The organism is Halomonas sp. KO116 (assembly GCF_000734975.2).
GTDB lineage: Bacteria > Pseudomonadota > Gammaproteobacteria > Pseudomonadales > Halomonadaceae > Vreelandella > Vreelandella glaciei.
Window position 1 is genome coordinate 2,708,235 of the sequence record NZ_CP011052.1, and the last position, 18,829, is coordinate 2,727,063.

The window sequence follows — 18,829 nt, forward strand, 5'->3', positions numbered from 1 at the left end:
ACTTAGGCCCCGCATCACCACTGTGTCGATGAGAGCCACTACGCTACCTCGCAGGCAAATGATTTATTAACAGCATTCTAAAACATATGCTTACATTTCTAACTTAACATATGTTATGAATAATCCGCATTATCAATCAGTTGCGTCAATCTTTACTGATTTCTGTCAAAAAAGAACCGTGTTGGATCGCATTCGGCAAAAGGGATCTCTGGATCTGCAGACTCATGCTGCATATAAACAACGAGCTCGTTTGCCGATCGAGCATACTCAATGACTTTGGCTGCATTCGTTACTGCCTTTTCGATACCTACTAGCGGCAGCGTGCCGTCACAAAAGAAGCGGCCCTAGGAATTAAAAGGAGATGACTTCGCCATCGGAAGGAATCAATACGTGATCTTGAATTCCCTCTTCCCGCACGTAATCGGCGAGCTCATCACGGCTTAACGTTATATGGTTCACGGCATCCATATGCACCGCGATGATGGTGGCATCTGGGGCCGCCCGATGCGTTCGCAGCGTGTCCTCCTTACCCATAATAATGGGGTCACCTTCAAAGCCGGTGACCTCGGCAGCACCTGTATTCAACACGATCACCTGCGGATTATATTGCTCCAGCGCCCGCTCGACCTCGTCACGCCATACGCTATCGCCGACCACATAGGTAGTATTTTCTCCTGGCACTTCAAAGACCACGCCCATGACGTCACCTAGCAATTTCGCCAATTCAGGAACCGCATAGAGGGTATCGGAGCCATGCTGGCCGCCTGTCCTGTGAAGCTTCACTCCGCCGAACTCAGCGCTACCATCAAGGATGCGCACATCGCTGAAACCCTGTGAGCGAATCAGCTCGGCATCGGCGGCATTCTGAACAAACAGGGGGATATCCTTCGGTAGCAACGCTTGAGCGGCATCGTCCCAGTGATCAAGGTGGGTGTGAGTGACGATGACGGCGTCAGTACCGTCGATCACCGCCTCTGCCGACATGGGCAATCCAACCAGCGGATTACGTAGCTCGCTACGGTAGGTACCCTCAAAGCCGGGATAAGCTCCCTGTTCGGCCAGCATAGGATCGATCAGAAAGGTGGTGTCGCCGTAGGTGATCTTCACCGTAGCGTTACGAATTTGCTGCACCTGATGCGTTGCTTCTTGAGCGTTCGAAGCCGCAGAGGCGCTACCGGTAACAAGTGCAGTGGTAAGACCAAGGGAACTGGCTAAGGTTTTAAATAGCATCTACCTACTCCTTCAATACAGTGTTGGGTTGATAGCAAGCAGTTTAGAGGGCTTCAAATAACTAAAAAATTGGCCTGAAAGCCATAGATCGACACTTTTGGGCCAACATTTTTTGGGGCAGCATAGTAGTATTGAGCGAAGAAAACGTTAGGAGCCAAGCCTTGTCCGTGCCCCGTGTCGGAGTAATCCTCCACCCCCGCATCACTCCATTCCATTTCTCGGTGCCTTATACGGTGTTCGGTATGGCCTTACCCGAGCACCCTTTGTTCGATCTTTCCATCGTGGCAATGCCGGGGGAACCGCCGGAAAGCGAGCAAGTAGTGACGGTAAGACCCGACGGCGGTCTGGAACTGCTGGATAGCGTGGATATTGCGGTGGTGCCTGGCTGGCATGACCTGAACGAAGCCCCGCCGCCCGAGTTGGTTGAAGCGCTCGTCCGCTGTCATGAACGGGGCGCCCATGTGGTGGGGCTCTGTTACGGCACCTATGCCCTAGCCTATGCCGGGCTGCTTGATGGCAGGCGGGCATCAACGCACTGGATTGCTGAGCAGGACTTCATTACCCGTTTCCCCCAGGTCAAGCTGGACACCAATGCGCTCTACGTTGAGGAGGATCGGCTGGTGACCTCGGCGGGCACGGCCGCTGGCCTGGATTGCTGCTTGTTCCTGGTGCGCAAGTATTACGGCGCGCAGATCGCCAACAAGATTGCCCGCGTCATGGTGGTTCCACCGCATCGGGAAGGTGGGCAGGCGCAGTTCATTGAACAGCCGGTTGCCGTCTCCACCCAGGATGCCCATATCAATCGCCTGCTCGACTACCTGCGCGAACATCTGGCGTCATCGCACACTATCGACGAACTCGCCGCCCGAACGGCCATGAGTCGGCGAACTTTCACGCGCCATTTTCATAAGGCCACCGGCATGACGGTCGTGGAGTGGCTGGTAAACGAGCGCTTACGGCGCGGGCGCGAGCTGTTGGAAACCACCTCCTTGTCGGTAGAAGCCATTGCGGAAAAGAGCGGCTTTCACACGGCGACTTCGTTTCGGCAACATTTCAGGCAGCGCCATCAGGTCAGCCCCCGGGACTGGCGCAAGACCTTCGGCGACAATGCCTGACTATCCTGCCAAACTTCTCCTGTCAAAACGTCAGAATTGGCGCTGAGTACCCCTTCTCAAAGCAAAGGAGTTGCAAATGAAGCACCATGAAAAACTTGGACAAGTTGGGCGCAAAAGCTTTTCCCTACTGGCTCGGCTCGGCCGCTACGAACTGGCGATGCTGCTATGCGTCGCGGTACTTTCCGGTGGGATTTGGGGGTTCGTCGCGCTGGCCGAAGAAGTTATCGAGGGGGACACCCATAGCATCGATGAGAGCCTGCTGCTCGCCCTTCGCAACCCCGCAGATCTTAGCGACCCAATCGGGCCGGGCTGGGTTGAGGAAATGGGCCGAGACTTCACCGCACTGGGCGGTGTCGGCGTGCTGGTACTCATCACCTTGGGCGCCCTGGGCTACCTGTTACTTGCCAGACACTATCGCGCGGCCCTCTTCGCCTCAATCGCGGTGCCCGGTGGCATACTTCTCAGCACCGTGATGAAGCTGGGCTTTGACCGCCCTCGCCCCGATCTCGTGCCTCATGAAGCCATGGTCTACACCGCGAGCTTTCCCAGCGGTCACTCAATGATGTCAGCCGTGACCTACCTCACCCTGGCAGCGCTACTCATTCGCGTACAGCCCGCGCTGAGGCTAAAGGCTTACCTTTTGATACTGGCGATATTGTTGACCCTGCTGGTGGGCATAAGCCGCGTTTACCTTGGGGTTCATTGGCCGACCGATGTACTTGCCGGCTGGACGGCCGGGGCGAGCTGGGCAGCACTGTGCTGGATCGTGATGCGCTGGATGCAGCGGCATGGGCAGTTAGAGCCGGAAGAAAGCAGCTCCGGCACCGAATAACGTGGCTCAAATAGCGCTGGGCAACACAGAGGGTGTTGCCCAGCCACCTGGAAGAACGAATATTTGGCTTGAAGCGAAACAAGGTGCTGTCTGCCAGTCACCTTGCTACTTCCTGAAGATTCCATAAGGCCAGGGTGAGGCCAACTTTTACGTTTTAGTAGGGTATTAACTATATACAATGCGCGTCGACACTTTATGCGCTAACATCAGCTCACGGAAGCTGGTTTCATACAGCTTAACGGGTCACTAATGAATTAATAGAGGCAAATAGTATGAGCAAAGGAAAAGACACTAAAAAGAACCCCCTTCTAACAGCCAAAGAAAAGAAAGCTGCTAAATCATCAAAGAAAAGCGAAACCAACGTACTAGGTAACTAAGCGAACCTAACTAAGCACTACCGCCTCCTGCTAAGACTAATAGCAAAATGCAGTAGTGTTAGGCTTAGCTTATGATAGAACGCAACTTTGTTTCCTTACATAATTTCAAACAGCTCCTTCACACTCTTGCCTTTCACTTTTAATTGCCCACTGCATAAACCACGCCAATAAAAACTGCAAAGGTAAGCGGGCATATAAATATATGCCTGGGTATATCAGAATATTGCTCAGGGTATAATGCCAGATTTATATCGGCAGGATATCTGACGGTGCTTTTTAGCTTAGAGAGACTCCACAGCAGTTGCACCACTACACGCCTGCCTAGCGCCCTGTGTAAGCCTTAATCGCCACTCCGGAGCTCACCTAGATAGCGAATGATTTCACACATAAAATCTACATTTACCTTAAACACTTAAGCGCTCAGGATAACCGGGTGACTAGGAAGGTAAACCGCCCAACCACGCTCTCGTAAATCAAGGGCTCGACCTCAAGCGAACAAGCAGGCATGGTGAGTATTATTATCCACCATCAGCGAACCAACAGGAGGTTACGCCAATGCCGAACTCTCTTACTCAAAACCTGTCTCAAAACCTATGCAGGATGGGGCTATTATCGCTCTTGGCGTTATCCCCCAATGCCTTCAGCCAACAACAACCTGGGGCAGCGTCCGGTAATGATGTCACTACCGAGTCGTTCCAGGACTGGGAAGTCCGTTGCCAGAGTAATGCCGAGGGCCCGAGCCCTTGTGCGATGTCGCAATTGATCACTCAACCTGACAGCGACCAGCCCTTGATGCAGGTAATTCTCGACTACCCGCCCCAGATCGATGATCCGGTGATGAGCTTCTTCGTGCCACTGGGGGTACGTCTGGCCCCGGGCTTGCAATTTAGTGTGGATAACGGTGAGCCAGTCCAATTCCCCTATCAGGTCTGCCAGGAGCAAGGGTGCCGTGCTGACGTGCCCATTGAGTCGTCGATGTTGCAGCAGCTCCGCAGTGGCAATACAGCAACCCTCAGCATGATTAGTCCACGCGGTGAACGCATGGACATAGATATTTCGCTGATCGGCTTTACCGACGCCAGTAACCGCATCGCTCCCTAATCTTAGGGGCCTTGCACGACAAAGCCGGCTTAAAAGGGTCGGCAAGTCTACTCAGCCGTTGCCAGCAGGCCTATGTTTACGCCTGCTGCCTCGGGGCCATGCAAAACTGCGCTCTAGCACTTAGCATTTTAGCCACATGGAGCGACGCGCCGAGGAAATCGATAAGTGCTCAATAAAGCCGCGTAATGGATAGAGCATCAGCCTCATGAATCAAGGTGTTCCGATTGCTCTGCAATGGTCAAGCAGCGGCGCAAGTGTCGTGTTGACGCGTCCCCCGTCGACTCCAGCATCCAGATGATAATTCCCATTTGGCATTGGCACTGCGCTGATGAAATTGGATGTCGGTCGAAGTCCTGCAAAGGTGCTTTCGTCGACGGCCATCCGCCCACGGAACCGTGCGAAGGTAAATCCCTCATCGCCATTGATCTGGCTCTCCAGGCGAACGGGAAGCGTCCACTCCCCATCCATTCCGTAGGCGCTATAGGTCATTACATAGGTCGCATCCGGATCGAGATCGTTGGACTGTGTGCTGGACAGAAACTGACTGACGTCGAGTTCTCCGTTTTCGGCGCAGGTCATCATCAATCGCACAATGCGGCCTGGAACTCGTTCGCCGGGCTTTAAGCCAAAATAGCTGGAGTCGAAAACAACAGCCGGCATGTCGTCGATAAGGAGGAGATTCAATTCTCCCGGCGACCTGTCGGCGTCATCCGGAACGTCGTAAAGAAACGACAGCCTGGGATCGGTACCTTTGGCAGCCTCCTCTATAAGCATCACGGTTGCATCGGCACCGGCGTAAACGTACGCACTCTCTCCCGTTCCAACGGATTGATCACTGGAGCTGAAAAGCCGTTCGTTTTCTGGGCTGACCCAGGCGGGATCCCCACCACTATTGAAGGCGATCATATTGGCTTCGAGATGCTTGCGCATCTCGGAAGCGCATGAAAGCTCCTCAATTGCGCCATCGACAAGGTCACGTGAGTAGACGCCGGGTGTGATATCCTCGGCTTGGTCTACGATATGATAAAAGGCAGCTGGAACCGTCACTTGCTCGTTGTAGCGTCCGATTTCCCGGGACATGATTTCGGTGCCATAGCCGTTTCGTGTCGTCTCGGTTTCGATATAGGTGCGTGAGATGGGGATCAATCGATCTCCGCAGGAGCCCAGAACCTGAACCCGACGGATGATGTAGGACGTGATTAAGGCATTCATCGGGCTGAAGTTGTCGCTGGTTCGAAAGCCCCATTCGTAGAAATCTGCGACCGGGTTGAAGCCCGACGGCCCCATCGCCCGAATTTGCCTTACCGCTTCGTCGGCCGACTTGCGATGCTCTCGGCGTGCAGCGCCGAAGTCTCCGCGGGCGATGTATGACAGCATCCTGCCGCCATAATCGCTCCCCAGAGGAAACAACCCTGCGTCAGAGCTGCTAACAACTCTCGACCTTTGCATGCTGTCCGGATCGTAGGGTGCGTCGAGCATCACATTCATACTTCGCGCGCCGGTGACGCCCTGAAAATAGATCGCAACGGTGGATTCACCCTCGCTGATCGTCATCTGGGGAAGATGCTCAGACAATGCAGCGCGAAGCGCTCCAGCCAGTTCAGAGCGGCATCCTTCGCGCGCAAGGATCTCGGCGAAGGCGGCCTCGTTCTCCTCATCGGTCTGAGTACGGATCGCGTAAACCTCAGGAACGGCAGCATTCGGATCCCTGCTCCCGAAATCCTTTATTGGATCCTCCTCATACTCTGCAATAACAACCGGCACCAACGACGAAGCGGCAAGATAGAACTCCTCGAATTCCGAAGGAGATAGCCTAATTTTCTCATCCTCGCGAAGAGCGAGGCGGTCACTTTCGCGCGTGAAAGTATATTCCTCCCAATCATCCGTCATCTCGGCATGACAGGTTGCGTCGTATGCCCGGTGAAATGCGATATAGATACCAATCTTGTTGGCAGCCGAATTGCCGGCCGATTTGTCACCTTCAATTATCCGCGTAAAGTAGCGTCTCTGGCTACGGGGCAGATAGCCTAGCTCCGGCCCCGCCTCTGCTACCACCAAGACAGCGTCTTCTGAATCAACCGAGGCAGGCGCCACAGTGGCAGCCACCTGCCCAGGAAACTGCGTCGCCATCACCTCAAGCGCCAAGCCGAGGGTCTCTGGACAAGCGTTGACGGGCGGCCCGATGACAAGTAATGGATGCAACCCTGACTCCGGCACCTGAAATGCACGCAGTGCTTCAGGCCCGATTGCCGCGGGAACAGCGCCAGACCAGAATGCAAGGTTAATGCTCCGCGCAGACGTGAGGTAATCCCGGTCGTCAGCCGGAGCGGCCGAATATTGATCATATATACATCGAAGCACCGGGGGAGCCTCCGCGATCGCCGTCATCACAGGATCAGTGAAGAGCCTCGCGTACCGACTTTCTTCATAGAGAACGTTTTGCCAAGCCTGGTTTAGTGCCCCGCCCTGCGGTGCATCGGAGGGGTCGAGAAGCGTGGCGACCGGTTTAAAAAAATTCCTTAAGAAGACAGCAGGATTCGTCAGCGACATTTCTTGTACGAACGAGTTTTTGGCGTCATAAACGAAGTTGTAAAACCGGTAGTCACTAATGATCGACCTCTTGCCAGAGGGGGGCTCTTCGAGCGCCGGAAAGCTCAGAGGGACACGGCCTACAAGCTGAGGTACCTCGGTGAGCGCTCCGTGAGCATTGACGAGATGATAGCCACGGGTTGCCAAGTAATCTAATGCACGCTCCCGGCTGTGTGAATTTCCGGCTGCGGCACTAATGTAATGTGCGTCATCCCGCGAAAGCTCTCCTGGCGGAAGACCGAACATGTTCTGCACACACGCAATAGAATCGTCTCCATCGTTCAAGTCGCCGTCTATCTTCGGCACAGCACACCCTAACAGTGTCAGACCATATTCCAGGTAAATCCGGTTTTGTAGGGCCGCTTGATAATGGAAACTGGCGGGTGTGCCGTTTTCATTCAAACATGTCAGTTTACTTTCTTCGCCCTGCACCTCCACACTGCAAGTAAAAGCTGTCTCTTGTGACAAGGCGGGAAATCCCAAGAGAGCCCCCGTCATCATAAATGCAATGGTTGCGCCTAATCGCAAATAATTTATTGAGACATTATTCACTGCACCACTCCTCACGCCAACTTATTAGAAAACAGTCATTTAGAGATCTTAATTTTTAGATCAACGCATCTCAGCGTGAAGCTAATTATGGGAGGGAGCGGTTCAGCAACCCAACGCTGCCGCGAGTATAACGGTGCGTTGCAGAAGCTATTTTTAGTCGAAAATATAGTGATAAGGTTCGTTTATTTAAATGCTGAGTCAATATGAAAAACCTCATCAAATAAAGCGGGGGTTTATAATTCAGCACCGACGTCACCCCCAGATCGAAGCGCTATACTTTAGAACCTGGTCTTATGGATAAGGAGATTGGACATGAAGAAGCGTTTCAGTGAAGAACAGATTATGGGCTTCCTGGGCGAAGCCGAGAATGTACACTAGAAAAGCTGCTCACCGAATCACTACTAGAAATAGAGGTCACTCACCAGGCCAATTAGAAAAAACGGGTGAGTGCTCATGCGTTTCGCTAACAAGCGCCCCCTGATAGCAAAGGCTCTGAGTGATCGCATTGCTGCCTTGGCACATCGGTGTCGTTGCAATGGTGCTGGCATAATCTAACTGAAACTGCATAATGCGCAGTGCTACGCAGCCAACGTGCAATCGTAGGAGGCTCGTAAACTTCCGCACGTGCACGCAACGATTACATCACACGGAGAGTGTATGCCATTCACTCCTTTTCACATGGGGCCAGGAGTAGTGGTTAAATCTCTGCTCCAAGGTAGTTTCAGCTTAATGATTTTTGGCTGGGCACAGATTGTAATGGATATTCAGCCCTTGATCGTCTTAATCTCCGGCGACGGGCATCTTCACGGCTTTAGTCATACGTATGTCGGAGCCACAATCTTGGCTATATTTTCAGCCTTGTCAGGGAAATACCTGGCTGAAACTGGCTTGTTTTTATTAGGTTTAAACAGCAAGTGGCAGGTCAATATCAAATGGTGGGTATGCTTTTTCTCAGCATTCATAGGTACATTTAGCCATGTGCTATTAGATAGTATAATGCATGCTGATGTTGCCCCATTCTTTCCATTCGCAGCAGAAAACTCGTTACTTTCCTTAATATCTGTTAAATCACTACATAAAGCTTGTTTGTATAGCTTTTTAATCGGGAGTGTACTTTATTTTGTGGTTATTTCAGTCATGAGATCTTACAAAGCAAAAAACTTAGAGTCTTAACTGCCATCAGAAACCAGCACTATAAAGCAATATTCGCAACTCAATCCTTAAGAAACCAACAGGCACACCATGAAATATATCATCACATTGATACTTATATCATTTTCTCAATCCACAATGGCGGACAACACATTAAGATTTTCTGACTACACAAGCAATCTTCGCGTTATAGAAATAGATAACACCCAAAGCGTAGTTCGCTTTTCTGGAGAAGTCGAAGTTTCTGGAACAATAGTGTTTAGATTGGATATGTTGTCAGAAACAGAATATGGCGAACCATTATTTGTAGATTTTATTCCTGCCCCAAATCAGACATCTTTATTTCCAGAGGTGATTTCTGGATTTTACGCTGGAAGCTTAAACCAGATATCCTTACTAAATACGGATGAATTATATATACGCCTGTTTGGTTCTGAAAGTGAACACAAAAGCAGAGAGCTGCGTATAGCAGGAACCCTTAGACTCAATTCATTTTCTACACGTGTTGAGTGTGACTCACGTCAATACTCTGCGAACTTAGTGAGTTTTAGTCAAAATGAGTCGGTGTCCGCTATAAATCGTCAGCCCATTCATGGCTGCTAAGAGTTACCTTCATGCCGAGCTTTAGTTCTTTGAAATCAAGTCACAAGCACAGCATTTGCAGTGTTTAAGGCTCCTGAATGTTCGGACGCCAGCCTTCGCGGCGAGTGTATCGTAACTGCGATCACGACCGTGTTCGATCATGTTAACATGCCAAAAATAATCGTCGAATTACTCTGGTTACTATGCTCACCTTCATCAACCAAGATACGTTTAGGTTATGCAAAGCCGCATCTGACATCCTGAAAGCTGACCTTGAAGATGATGAACACCCGCAACCCGAAAACCACTTTCAACAACCAGTTTATTTGAAAGGATTTAACGAAAAATGTAGACGCCCAGCTCCGTGGTGAAAGGAAAGTGGTATCAAACTTTAACAGGCAATGTAGCCTGCCTGCTTTTGGGTCATTTACTGCCAGCTTCTATCCATCAGCGTCGCCTAAAATTCAGCATCCGGCCAAATGCGGATGTTAAAGAGTTTTCAGATTAATGATGTTCACACGCCCCCTTCCCTAAAACGCGGAGCGTGGCGGGCTGGGAATGTCAGTTTCCGTCCTTGAATTTTGCTTTACAATTGCCGCTCATGCACATGGTACAGTAGTGCTCTCTATCCTCATGCTGGGTACCCTCAGCGAGGATAATGCCGCAGCCGTTGCAGAACAGGGTGCCAATCCCGTCTTCGAATTTCACAATTGCATGTTCGTAGTCCATAAAGTTCTCCGCGAAGACCCCATCCTGCAAGAACGGGTAGTAATAGCTTGTCAGCAAAAGCCGACCTTTATCTGATATTTCCTTCGATGGCGCTATCAGGCGTCAGTTCAATTTCCTCTCGACCATCAGGTTGATACAGATAATAACAACACACCTAAACAGCACAGGCTAAGCAATTCTATCCCTGGCAACAGATGCATTCAGTGCCATGATTCTCGGATATGCAACTCTGCATCACCAAAGTTGGCTTGGCCGCTATCGGCCAAAAGCGGTCTTTTAGGCAGTGCTGATGTAACGCCCTCAACACGGGCAAAGTTGAAGCACAGCAGAGACTTTGCCCGTGTGCCTGCGATTGTTAGCTGATGCAGCTTGATAGAACTTCACAGACCTATTAAAGCCCTGCAGAAATGCCATAGTAATAGCTTTTGTTCGCGAATTTTCGTCTGTATTTTCGTCTCCAAAGATACTTACAAACACCTTAGGGCCCCTGGAGTTCATGGGTAGCATTTCTGTGGGGCCTGAGCGCGCTGGCATAGGCCGCTACTCCATCGAAAGCGCTTTCCCCCAGTGCACTGGGGATCGTTGGTTCGCGGTGAGACACCAAAAAAAGGGGGTAGCCCGAAGACTGCTGAAGGAGCACCGATCAACGCGTTGGTTAACGCTACCAGTAATGCGACGGTGTTGTCACAAGCGACGCAAATTCGGGGAGGGGGAATATCGCTTACGCCTCCTTAGTAGTCAGCTACTACTCTTGACTAACCATCCCAACTCCCACGATTCAAAGCCCCATGGATGTAACCATACTTTTTTCGTCCACAGGCTCCGGCGTCACCACCGCATCCTTGATCATCAGCTTTCCGCTCAACAGCCGATCTAGGTGTACATCGAAGGAATCGAACTGCGGATGTAGCGCAGCGGGCAAATGAACGTATACGTCCTTTGCCTGCCCGATCCGGTACACTCGATCAGTTGCCTGGGCTTCTTTCGCCGGGTTCCAGTGACGCTCTACGTGGATAACATGGTTGGCGCCTACCACCGTCAAGCCCACACCTGCAGCAATCGGTGACATGATGATAATATTGAACCCGGCAACTGATTCGAATTGCTCAATCATCTTCTTGCGAGTCAGCACGTCCCGCTTTTTCTGCACAGCTGCGGTATCGCCGTTGATGATGTGAATGTCCAGGCCATAGATCTGGCTCAGCCACATCTTGAGCGCTATCTGTAACTGTTTGGTGACCATGAAAAGAATCACCTTCTCCCCTTTAGCCTTGATGCAGTCAAGCTGCTCCAGCACCACCGACAATTTTGCCGACTCTGCAATCGCATTGCGCGCAGCTTCTGCTCCGGTAACTCGGAGCAAGCCCGTATCACCCATTCGTGGATGCAGCGAGATAGAACGCAACTGCTGCAACGCTGAAAGTGCCTGCCCACGCATATCTTCCTCTACACGCTGTCGCCGGTAACTATCCAGCACACCGTCATAAGCCTGTAACTGACCACCTTTCATCGCTACTGCCAGTTCGGGTGCCCTATGAAGATTCCCAGCTTCGCTCTGGAGTAGCCCTGAGCGTATATATTTGTTCGGCAAGCCTTCAAGCTGCTGCTCTTTAATTCGCCGCAGCATGAAAGGGCCAACCGCTTCTCGCAGGGAAGAGCCGATCTCGATGCGCATCTGATCCCGTGTTTCTTCCGTAGCCTGAGTAACCGGAGTGATCCATTTACTCCGGAACTCTGCCCAGTTGCCGAGCAAACCCGGCTGAGCCGTATCCATTAGACACCAGAAATCACCCAGACTGTTTTCAACAGGAGTGCCGGTTGCCAGTAGTTTGAAATCCGCCTTCAGCCCCTTTGCCGCGCGGGTCTGCAGTGTATTCGGGTTCTTGATATTCTGCGCTTCGTCAAAAATCACCACACCCCAATCAATGACACAGAGTGAAAACTGGTAATCGCGCAAGGTCTGGTAAGTAGTCAACACTACCCGGCCACCCATATCGAGACGCTGGGTACCGGCTTCCCATCCAATTTGTAGCGAGTAACGGATATCCGCTTCGCTCATCGCATCGCTTTCATCCAGCAAATCAGCCAATTGAAGCGACTCTCGTTGGGCTCCTTTGATACGGAACTCCGACAGATCCCTGCCGGCCTGCAGCACCTTCACATCCCGGAACGGAGAAGTCTTGAAGGTCTTGCTTATCTCATCTTCCCAGTTTTCCAGCAAACTGAGCGGTGCTACCACCAATATGGGCTTCTGTGTTTTACCCGCCGCCGTCTGGATGGCCAGATATTCGGCAACCATCACCAGAGTCATGAAGGTCTTGCCCAGACCCATATCGTCGGCTAGCAAAGCCCCCTGCAACCGATACATGTTTTCATGATCGTCGGCCAAAGCCTTGAGCAACAGATCAAGCATCCAACTGATCCCTTGGGCCTGATGCGGGTAGGGCGATCGAAGCAGATTCGAGGCATCGACTCCCGGCGCTCTGTCCTGCTGCTGCGCTTTGATCAGCAATTCACGGTTGAGTTCGTCCGCATCCTTTAAAAGAAGCGTGACCCGCTCGGTTGCGAGCTGGTCGTTACCTTCCTGTTCCTGTTTTACAGGTTTATGCTGAAGGTCTGCTTCTATGTTCCTAAGGACACTTGAGACATTGGCAGGTTCACTGATATCAAACTGCTCTCCTTCAAACTCAACGATCTGGGCACCCTGTGCCTGGGCGGCGTGCAAGCGTTCCTTGAAGGCATCAAGATCTTCATTACAAGTAACATGTTTATGCAACGATTCAGGAGGCTGGGGACGCGATGAAGTCGCAAACCAATCCCGTTTCTTGTCATCCAGTGGGCCGAAGTCCACGTGCAGCATTTTGCCAATACCCAGCACGCGAACCGAAAATCCCATATCTAGATTGATCAGAGAAGCATCAAGGAACGCGGAGGGTGTCTTGATGAACTCCTCCACCTTGTTAGCTGGTATAAGCCGACTGCCCAGCACCTCTCGTACCGCAGCGATCTTCTCCGGTTCCAGCAGTACCAGTCTTTCCTCTACCCTCAACACGCCACCATCGCGGGTCAGATCCAACTGGCTCCAGCGCTTGTCGAGTTGATCCGGAGTCGAACCATCACCCAGTGAAGGACAAAGCTCAAGGCTGCCATCCGGCATCCGCGTTGCCACAACACCAATCCCTTCAGGTACCACCACGTCGAGATTACTGAATGCGCCAAGGGCAAGATCCATACCACTGCGCCGGGCGGCCTGCAGCTGCGCCATCAACCTCAAATTTGCGGCTTCACCGGTCTCATCAGGAGACAGGCTACTATGACCTGCAAGCGCCGAAAATGCCGACATTTCAGCCGGATTCAGACGGTACGGCTGGCTCTGGCCAACATGTAAGTAAGGGCCCTTGATGAGGATCGGATACTCCTTCCCATCAATGGAGGCAAAAAGCTGCACTCTGAAGCCAGAATTTCGGGTATGCCCTTTCACATTCGCGACAAAGCCATGGGTAAAGCGACCAGGCAGATTCAGCAAATCCGCCTGTTCATCATCAAGCGCGGCAGCAACTCGCGAACTTACCAGATAGCCGTTTGGCAACGACTCGGCATCGCCTTGTTCAAGCAGCATCTGCAGCACAACCATTTGCAATAACGCAATAGGCGAGCCCTTACCTGCCTTAAGCTCAGCAATGGTCTGGGGAGAGGCAAAAAAGAGCAAACCGCTGGAATCAACCTGCGTCTGCAGCGGCTCGCCATCTATTCCAGTTGCTTGCCGACCAAACATCAACGAGCCGAACAGATCCTTGAGATGATTTTTCATGTTTTCAAGCCATTCATCGTCTTGGTTTAACCCAGGCCATGTCTGTCAGTGTTATCGTTTCTTGGGCTAGCAGCTGACAACGGATCAAGCCGCGTTTTCAGCGGCTTTACATAGGGTACGCCAAACCGCCTGAGATAGTTCCTGTAGTCATCTGGGAACATCAACTGTTCGATATCAATAGACACCCCATGGTCGGCCAAAAAGCCGAAAAAACGGTTGTGCCACGTAGAGGGACTATGGGTGATGGCTTCGTATGGCGCATCTACACCGTAAAGTCCCTTATATCCACTTGGGGCACGTATCGTCAGTTCGGAATGTGATAGTTCTTTAGTATTATAACTATACAATCTCTCCCACGGTGGCCGCAGGTATACCCACAGTTTGAAGTTATGGGAGCCTTCAATCAGACAAAAATCACCGCAATCAATATAGATAACCGCTTTGTCAGACATGCCGTTGGCATTGGAGAGTCTTACGAAGTTTGTTTTTAATTCATCACCAAGAATACTCTTCACCGCGAACGCGGCTTTGGCTCCAAGCATCAGGCGTGTTTTGCGTACCAACTTGAGTCTGTCGAGTCCCTCGATAAACCGCTTACGAGCCGGAAACATGCGCTGCATGGCAGCATCACCGCTTTCCTTGCCAAATTGCTCCAACGCGCTAAGAAATAAACGCAAATCCTCCTTGTAAAGCCAACGTCTCACCTTTTCAATTCGATCTTCGCCCAGCGGCTGCCACCATTCACGATAGTTCTGTGCAGTACTTGCGATACGTGGATCACCAGCCAGATCCATAATGAAATTCTGCCACTCATCACCCGGTGCATCACCTGCCCGATCAATAAGAATTTCCAGAGCAACATGGCCGATACGGTTGCCGTCCTCAAAGGGGGCTTGGCTGACCGCTGGCTTGAGTAGCTCAGCCAGTACCTCGTGATATTGACCAACCGGCAACTCCCTCAAGGTATTCAAATAATAATGCGCCCGACAGATACTCGCATACCGGCCATCATCGAGCCCCCGTAGCTCGAAGTACAGAAAGGCCCGGTCAAGCTCCAAACCTTCCTCATAGACGTAATCCACCAAGTGTTTCGGCCCATTAATTGAAAGAAGCCATTTCGCTTCGGAATACAGAATGGACAATAAGTCCCGTTGGTGACCAGAGCATTTGGAATTATGTGCAAAGCGTGTAGACAGCTGTTGCTCTAAGAGGTGTTGCAGTTCTTCTCTGAGGTTTTCCCCATGCTGATTTAGCTCATCGAACATGCGGAAGTACAAAGCAATCAGGTTCTGCAACGGAACCACGCCTAACTGCCCAAGCTGTTGCTTCACCAAGATAGCAAGGATTTTCGGGCTCAGCATTCTGCGGCGGAACTCGGCATCTTCCAGCCAAAGCTGAGTAATGGCCCTAGCCGTAATGCGTTTGCGCATCAAGTTAGCGAGTGCCCGACCATCCATGCCCCTCGACAGCCGCTTCAAATCCTCGGATGTTTCGTAAAACAAATCGTTTTTGCCAGCAGCTCCGGCCACCCTTTTCAGGCGTTCTGTCAGTATCGGCCAGCTTTCCAGAGTACCCTCAGGCCAATCTATTACCAGCAGTTCAGGTGGCGGAAGATTCATCGTATAGCTTCCTCAAGATTCTCACTGACCCTACGGTACTCTGCACTGCTCGGTCGCCTGATGGTAAAGCGGATATCGATTCGTCGATTCTGGCTAAGCTCTTCTTCTGTATCCTGTCGTCTGGTAGCCGGTCGGGTTGGCCCATAGCCACTGACTGAGAACAGCGGCTGATTGTCTTTATTCTCTATGTCATCCAAAGAGAATTGCTCGGGCAGCAGCTCATCCCATAGCTGCCAGAGCGAGATGGCTCGAAAAGCCGACAGCCCCCAGTTTCCCTTGCCCATAAAGCCGTTCAGTGGGCGGTTATCTGTGTGGCCCTCAACAAAAATCGTATCCAGGTAATCAACTCGATTATCCTTATTTATGACATCACTAAGCACCCTGCCAATCTCTACTGCTGTGCCCTGATAGGCTGTCCCAATTTCATGCGCACCGGTACCAAACCCCAGAATATCGTTAGGAATACTCAGAACAGTGTCATTTTCACTTACCGTGACGCGTATGCCACGTTGTTGCAACAAATCAGCTGCCTCATGCAGGATAGTTCTACGCACCTGCTCTGCTTGCCGCAACTCCTGTATTTCCTGATTGAACTCCTGTTGCTGCTTTCTCAATTCTTCTTGAATTTCCATTAGTTGGATGATCAGCACAACAGACGCTAGGATGAATATGATCAAAAGCGCAGACATTACATCGGAAAAGGACATCCAATAGGGATTTTCCTCATCCACATTAGCGGGACCCTTTTTTAAAAAGCGCATCAGACCTTCTGCTCCAGATCATCCACTATCCCACTGATCGCACTCACCGTGCGCCGCATCTGATCAGCAAACTCCAGCGTGTTCTTGTTCCAGTGCTCCATCCTCTCGCCAACCTGAGTACGCACCTCAGTGGAGTAGCTGCGTAGCCACTCATCAGCCTGTTGCTCGATCCCGCCGACCTGCTCCTTGAGCGCCTGGCCAAGCCCTTGAAACTCAGTATTGATGCCCTGCAGGAACTGCTGTTGATGGTTGGCAAACACTTCAAAGCCTTGCTCTGCAGCCACCGCAGCCTTCTCGAAATGCTGGGTCGCCGTGGTCAGTTCTGCCTGCAATTGTCTGAGCGTATCCGCCTGCAAGCTCACCTGTTCGGCCAGCTCGCGGTTCTGATCAGAGGCCCCCGCCAGTGTTTCTGTTACAGCCTGCAAGCGCGAATCTAGTACGTCCGCTGCCTGCTTTAGGTTAGCCGACAGCAGACCCAATTGAGTGGAGCTGTTGTTCATATGCTGACTGCTAACCTCAACCGAACGACTGACCTCGCCCATTTTAGTCATCAACTTCTGGTGCTGTTTGGTCAATTCAAGCATCTGCTGTTGAGTATGCTGGGCCCCCTGCGTCACGGCAGACAATAACTGCTGCTGTTCTGCCGCAAGCCGCTCAAGCTGGCTATTGAAGCGGGACTCGATAACACTCTCACGTTCACTGGCTGCTGCAGCCTGGCTGCTTATAAGCGTTTGCAGACCGCCCAGTGCCGATTCAAAGGTCTGACCCATTTCGCTCTGCTGTTTCGCCGAGGCTTCGTTAATGGCCTGGATCTGGCCGCTCGAAGCGCTATTGAATTGCTCCAGCTGACTCTGGAATCCAGACACCATCTGCGTATGCAAATGCTCCTGGGCGGCTGCCCGTTTGCGCTCATCCTCCGCCGCCTTGTCGAACTGCGTGCTGACTTTCTGTTCCATCTGTTCCATGAGCTGATTGAAGCGTTGCTCCATTTGCTGCTGACGCTGCGCGGCATCTGCGACATGCTGTTCAAGCAGTTGTGCAAATTCTCTGGAGGTGCCCTCAGTCTGTTCTCTTGCCCTACTCTGCTGCTCGTCCAATTGCTTGAATAGCGCCTCCATTTGGCCGGCCATACCGGACACAGCCTGTTGCACTTCTTCAGCGGCATTCTTCATCAGATGACTCTGATCTGAACCTGCCGTTTTCATGCCATCCATAAAACCAGATACCAGCTTCTCCAGTACATCCGTTGACTGCTGGTTAGTATTATTCACCAAGGACTGAATGGCGGGTGCCATCACGGTATTGATCGCATCAGTAAAGGCCTGCTGCATTGAGTCACTCATGCCAGATACAGTTTCCTGTAAACGATCGCCGATACGTTCATGCAGCTCCTGCAGCGCCTCCTTGCTTTCATCGGTGGCAGCTGCAATCTGAACCAGCGAATGCTCCGCTGGTAATCGTGGGTACAGAAAGTCGATACGTTGCTGCAGGTCACGGATTTTTGCCAGTGCCCCCCGTTCTACCAGCTTCTCAAACAGGTTAAGCAATAAGCTGAGGGCCACACCCCAAATCGAGGTCATGAAGGCAACAGCCGCACCGTTGATCATCACTGAAATGCCATCTTTCAGAGTCTCGACATCTCCGGCATTAATCTGCAAGCCCTTGAGTCCGAGTGTCAGCCCAAGAAAGGTACCCAGCACCCCGATAGCAGTTAGAAAGGCAGGCGCGGCCGCAAGCAAACGACTTGAAGTCAGACCATAGGCCAGGGTGTAGTTATTGAAGAAATGCTCGGCTTCCAACGTATTGGACAGTCGGGACTTGTCTGCTGAATAAACTAGGCTTTCATCAAATTCCCGCCACAAAGGGCCAGTAACAACCGGATCCTGTTCAAGCGCCTTTTCCAACGTGACAAACCGATTCTGAGCCAGGCTGTTGCGATCCTCCCCTTGGATAAGCTGCTGAACCCTTTTCAAGCGCCGTGAGAAATGCAACCGATGCCGAATTACAGACATCACTGATATGGCCATGATTACCATCATGAGCAACCAGATCCAGACTGCAATTTCCTCCATTTCCAGACCTGGCGTGAGTACCAACGCGAACTGTGGCCATAAATGACTGATCAAGTCGAACATATTTAACCCTATTCACTTTTTTTATGCTGGCGCTCCACGAGCTCCAGGTAATTCGTTTGACGGCGGAAGATCCACCACGCCACGCGGTAATCCTCTTCCCTGCACGGGCGGAAGAATGCACTTTATCATCCACTGTGTACTCTACCGAGCCACCTGGCAAAGTATTATCTAAGTAATCTTTTAGTACCGTACCTTCAGTCAAATTTAGGGCACCTTCTCAGCACTGGGAGATGCAGTGTAACTG

General features: G+C 51.6%; 12 protein-coding genes. 5 read left to right on the top strand and 7 right to left on the bottom strand.

What is annotated here, in order from left to right:
• Positions 1–351: 351 nt before the first annotated feature.
• Positions 352–1,230 (bottom strand): MBL fold metallo-hydrolase, encoded by an 879-nt coding sequence (locus tag KO116_RS12555; RefSeq protein WP_035566006.1) that lies wholly within the window; start codon positions 1,228–1,230, stop codon positions 352–354.
• Positions 1,231–1,397: 167 nt separating this feature from the next.
• Here KO116_RS12555 and KO116_RS12560 point away from each other — a divergent pair, with 167 nt between their 5' ends.
• The 3 genes from KO116_RS12560 to KO116_RS12570 all read left to right on the top strand — a co-directional run bounded on the left by KO116_RS12560 (position 1,398) and on the right by KO116_RS12570 (position 4,655).
• Positions 1,398–2,345 carry a GlxA family transcriptional regulator gene (locus tag KO116_RS12560; RefSeq protein ID WP_235272563.1) on the top strand — a complete coding sequence of 316 codons (948 nt, stop codon included), beginning with the start codon at positions 1,398–1,400 and terminating at the stop codon, positions 2,343–2,345.
• Positions 2,346–2,421: 76 nt separating this feature from the next.
• A complete protein-coding gene (locus KO116_RS12565) occupies positions 2,422–3,177 on the top strand; it encodes a phosphatase PAP2 family protein (protein WP_035566010.1) in 756 nt (251 codons plus the stop codon).
• 932 nt (positions 3,178–4,109) lie between these two features.
• Complete coding sequence (locus KO116_RS12570) at positions 4,110–4,655, top strand: invasion associated locus B family protein (protein ID WP_035566012.1); 546 nt, start codon at positions 4,110–4,112, stop codon at positions 4,653–4,655.
• Between the two features lie 210 nt (positions 4,656–4,865).
• On the opposite strand, the gene KO116_RS12575 is transcribed toward KO116_RS12570, so the two are convergent.
• Positions 4,866–7,796 (bottom strand): hypothetical protein, encoded by a 2,931-nt coding sequence (locus KO116_RS12575; RefSeq protein WP_035566014.1) that lies wholly within the window; start codon positions 7,794–7,796, stop codon positions 4,866–4,868.
• 657 nt (positions 7,797–8,453) lie between these two features.
• Between KO116_RS12575 and KO116_RS12585 the strand changes: the two genes are divergently transcribed.
• Together KO116_RS12585 and KO116_RS25075 are read left to right on the top strand one after the other, a co-directional pair.
• The gene (locus tag KO116_RS12585; RefSeq protein WP_035566021.1) at positions 8,454–8,969 is read left to right on the top strand and encodes a metal-dependent hydrolase; all 516 of its coding nucleotides are present in this window, start codon (positions 8,454–8,456) and stop codon (positions 8,967–8,969) included.
• A gap of 69 nt (positions 8,970–9,038) precedes the next feature.
• Positions 9,039–9,551 carry a hypothetical protein gene (locus KO116_RS25075; RefSeq protein WP_144408588.1) on the top strand — a complete coding sequence of 171 codons (513 nt, stop codon included), beginning with the start codon at positions 9,039–9,041 and terminating at the stop codon, positions 9,549–9,551.
• A 540-nt stretch (positions 9,552–10,091) separates the two neighbouring features.
• Here KO116_RS25075 and KO116_RS25480 read toward each other — a convergent pair.
• The 5 genes from KO116_RS25480 to zorA all read right to left on the bottom strand — a co-directional run bounded on the left by KO116_RS25480 (position 10,092) and on the right by zorA (position 18,585).
• Complete coding sequence (locus KO116_RS25480; protein ID WP_200897100.1) at positions 10,092–10,259, bottom strand: hypothetical protein; 168 nt, start codon at positions 10,257–10,259, stop codon at positions 10,092–10,094.
• Positions 10,260–11,037: 778 nt separating this feature from the next.
• On the bottom strand, positions 11,038–14,070 hold the full coding sequence (locus KO116_RS12595) for a DEAD/DEAH box helicase (RefSeq protein ID WP_035566027.1): 3,033 nt from the start codon (positions 14,068–14,070) through the stop codon (positions 11,038–11,040).
• 26 nt (positions 14,071–14,096) lie between these two features.
• Positions 14,097–15,689: an EH signature domain-containing protein gene (locus tag KO116_RS12600; RefSeq protein ID WP_052703767.1), complete on the bottom strand. Its 1,593-nt coding sequence runs from the start codon at positions 15,687–15,689 to the stop codon at positions 14,097–14,099.
• Entirely contained in the window at positions 15,686–16,450 is a 765-nt protein-coding gene (locus tag KO116_RS12605; RefSeq protein ID WP_035566029.1) for an OmpA/MotB family protein, read from the bottom strand. Before KO116_RS12605 ends, KO116_RS12600 begins: the two co-directional genes overlap by 4 nt.
• The gene (gene zorA / locus KO116_RS12610; RefSeq protein WP_035566032.1) at positions 16,450–18,585 is read right to left on the bottom strand and encodes an anti-phage ZorAB system protein ZorA; all 2,136 of its coding nucleotides are present in this window, start codon (positions 18,583–18,585) and stop codon (positions 16,450–16,452) included. The genes KO116_RS12605 and zorA overlap by 1 nt, the downstream gene beginning before the upstream one ends.
• Positions 18,586–18,829 lie beyond the last annotated feature (244 nt).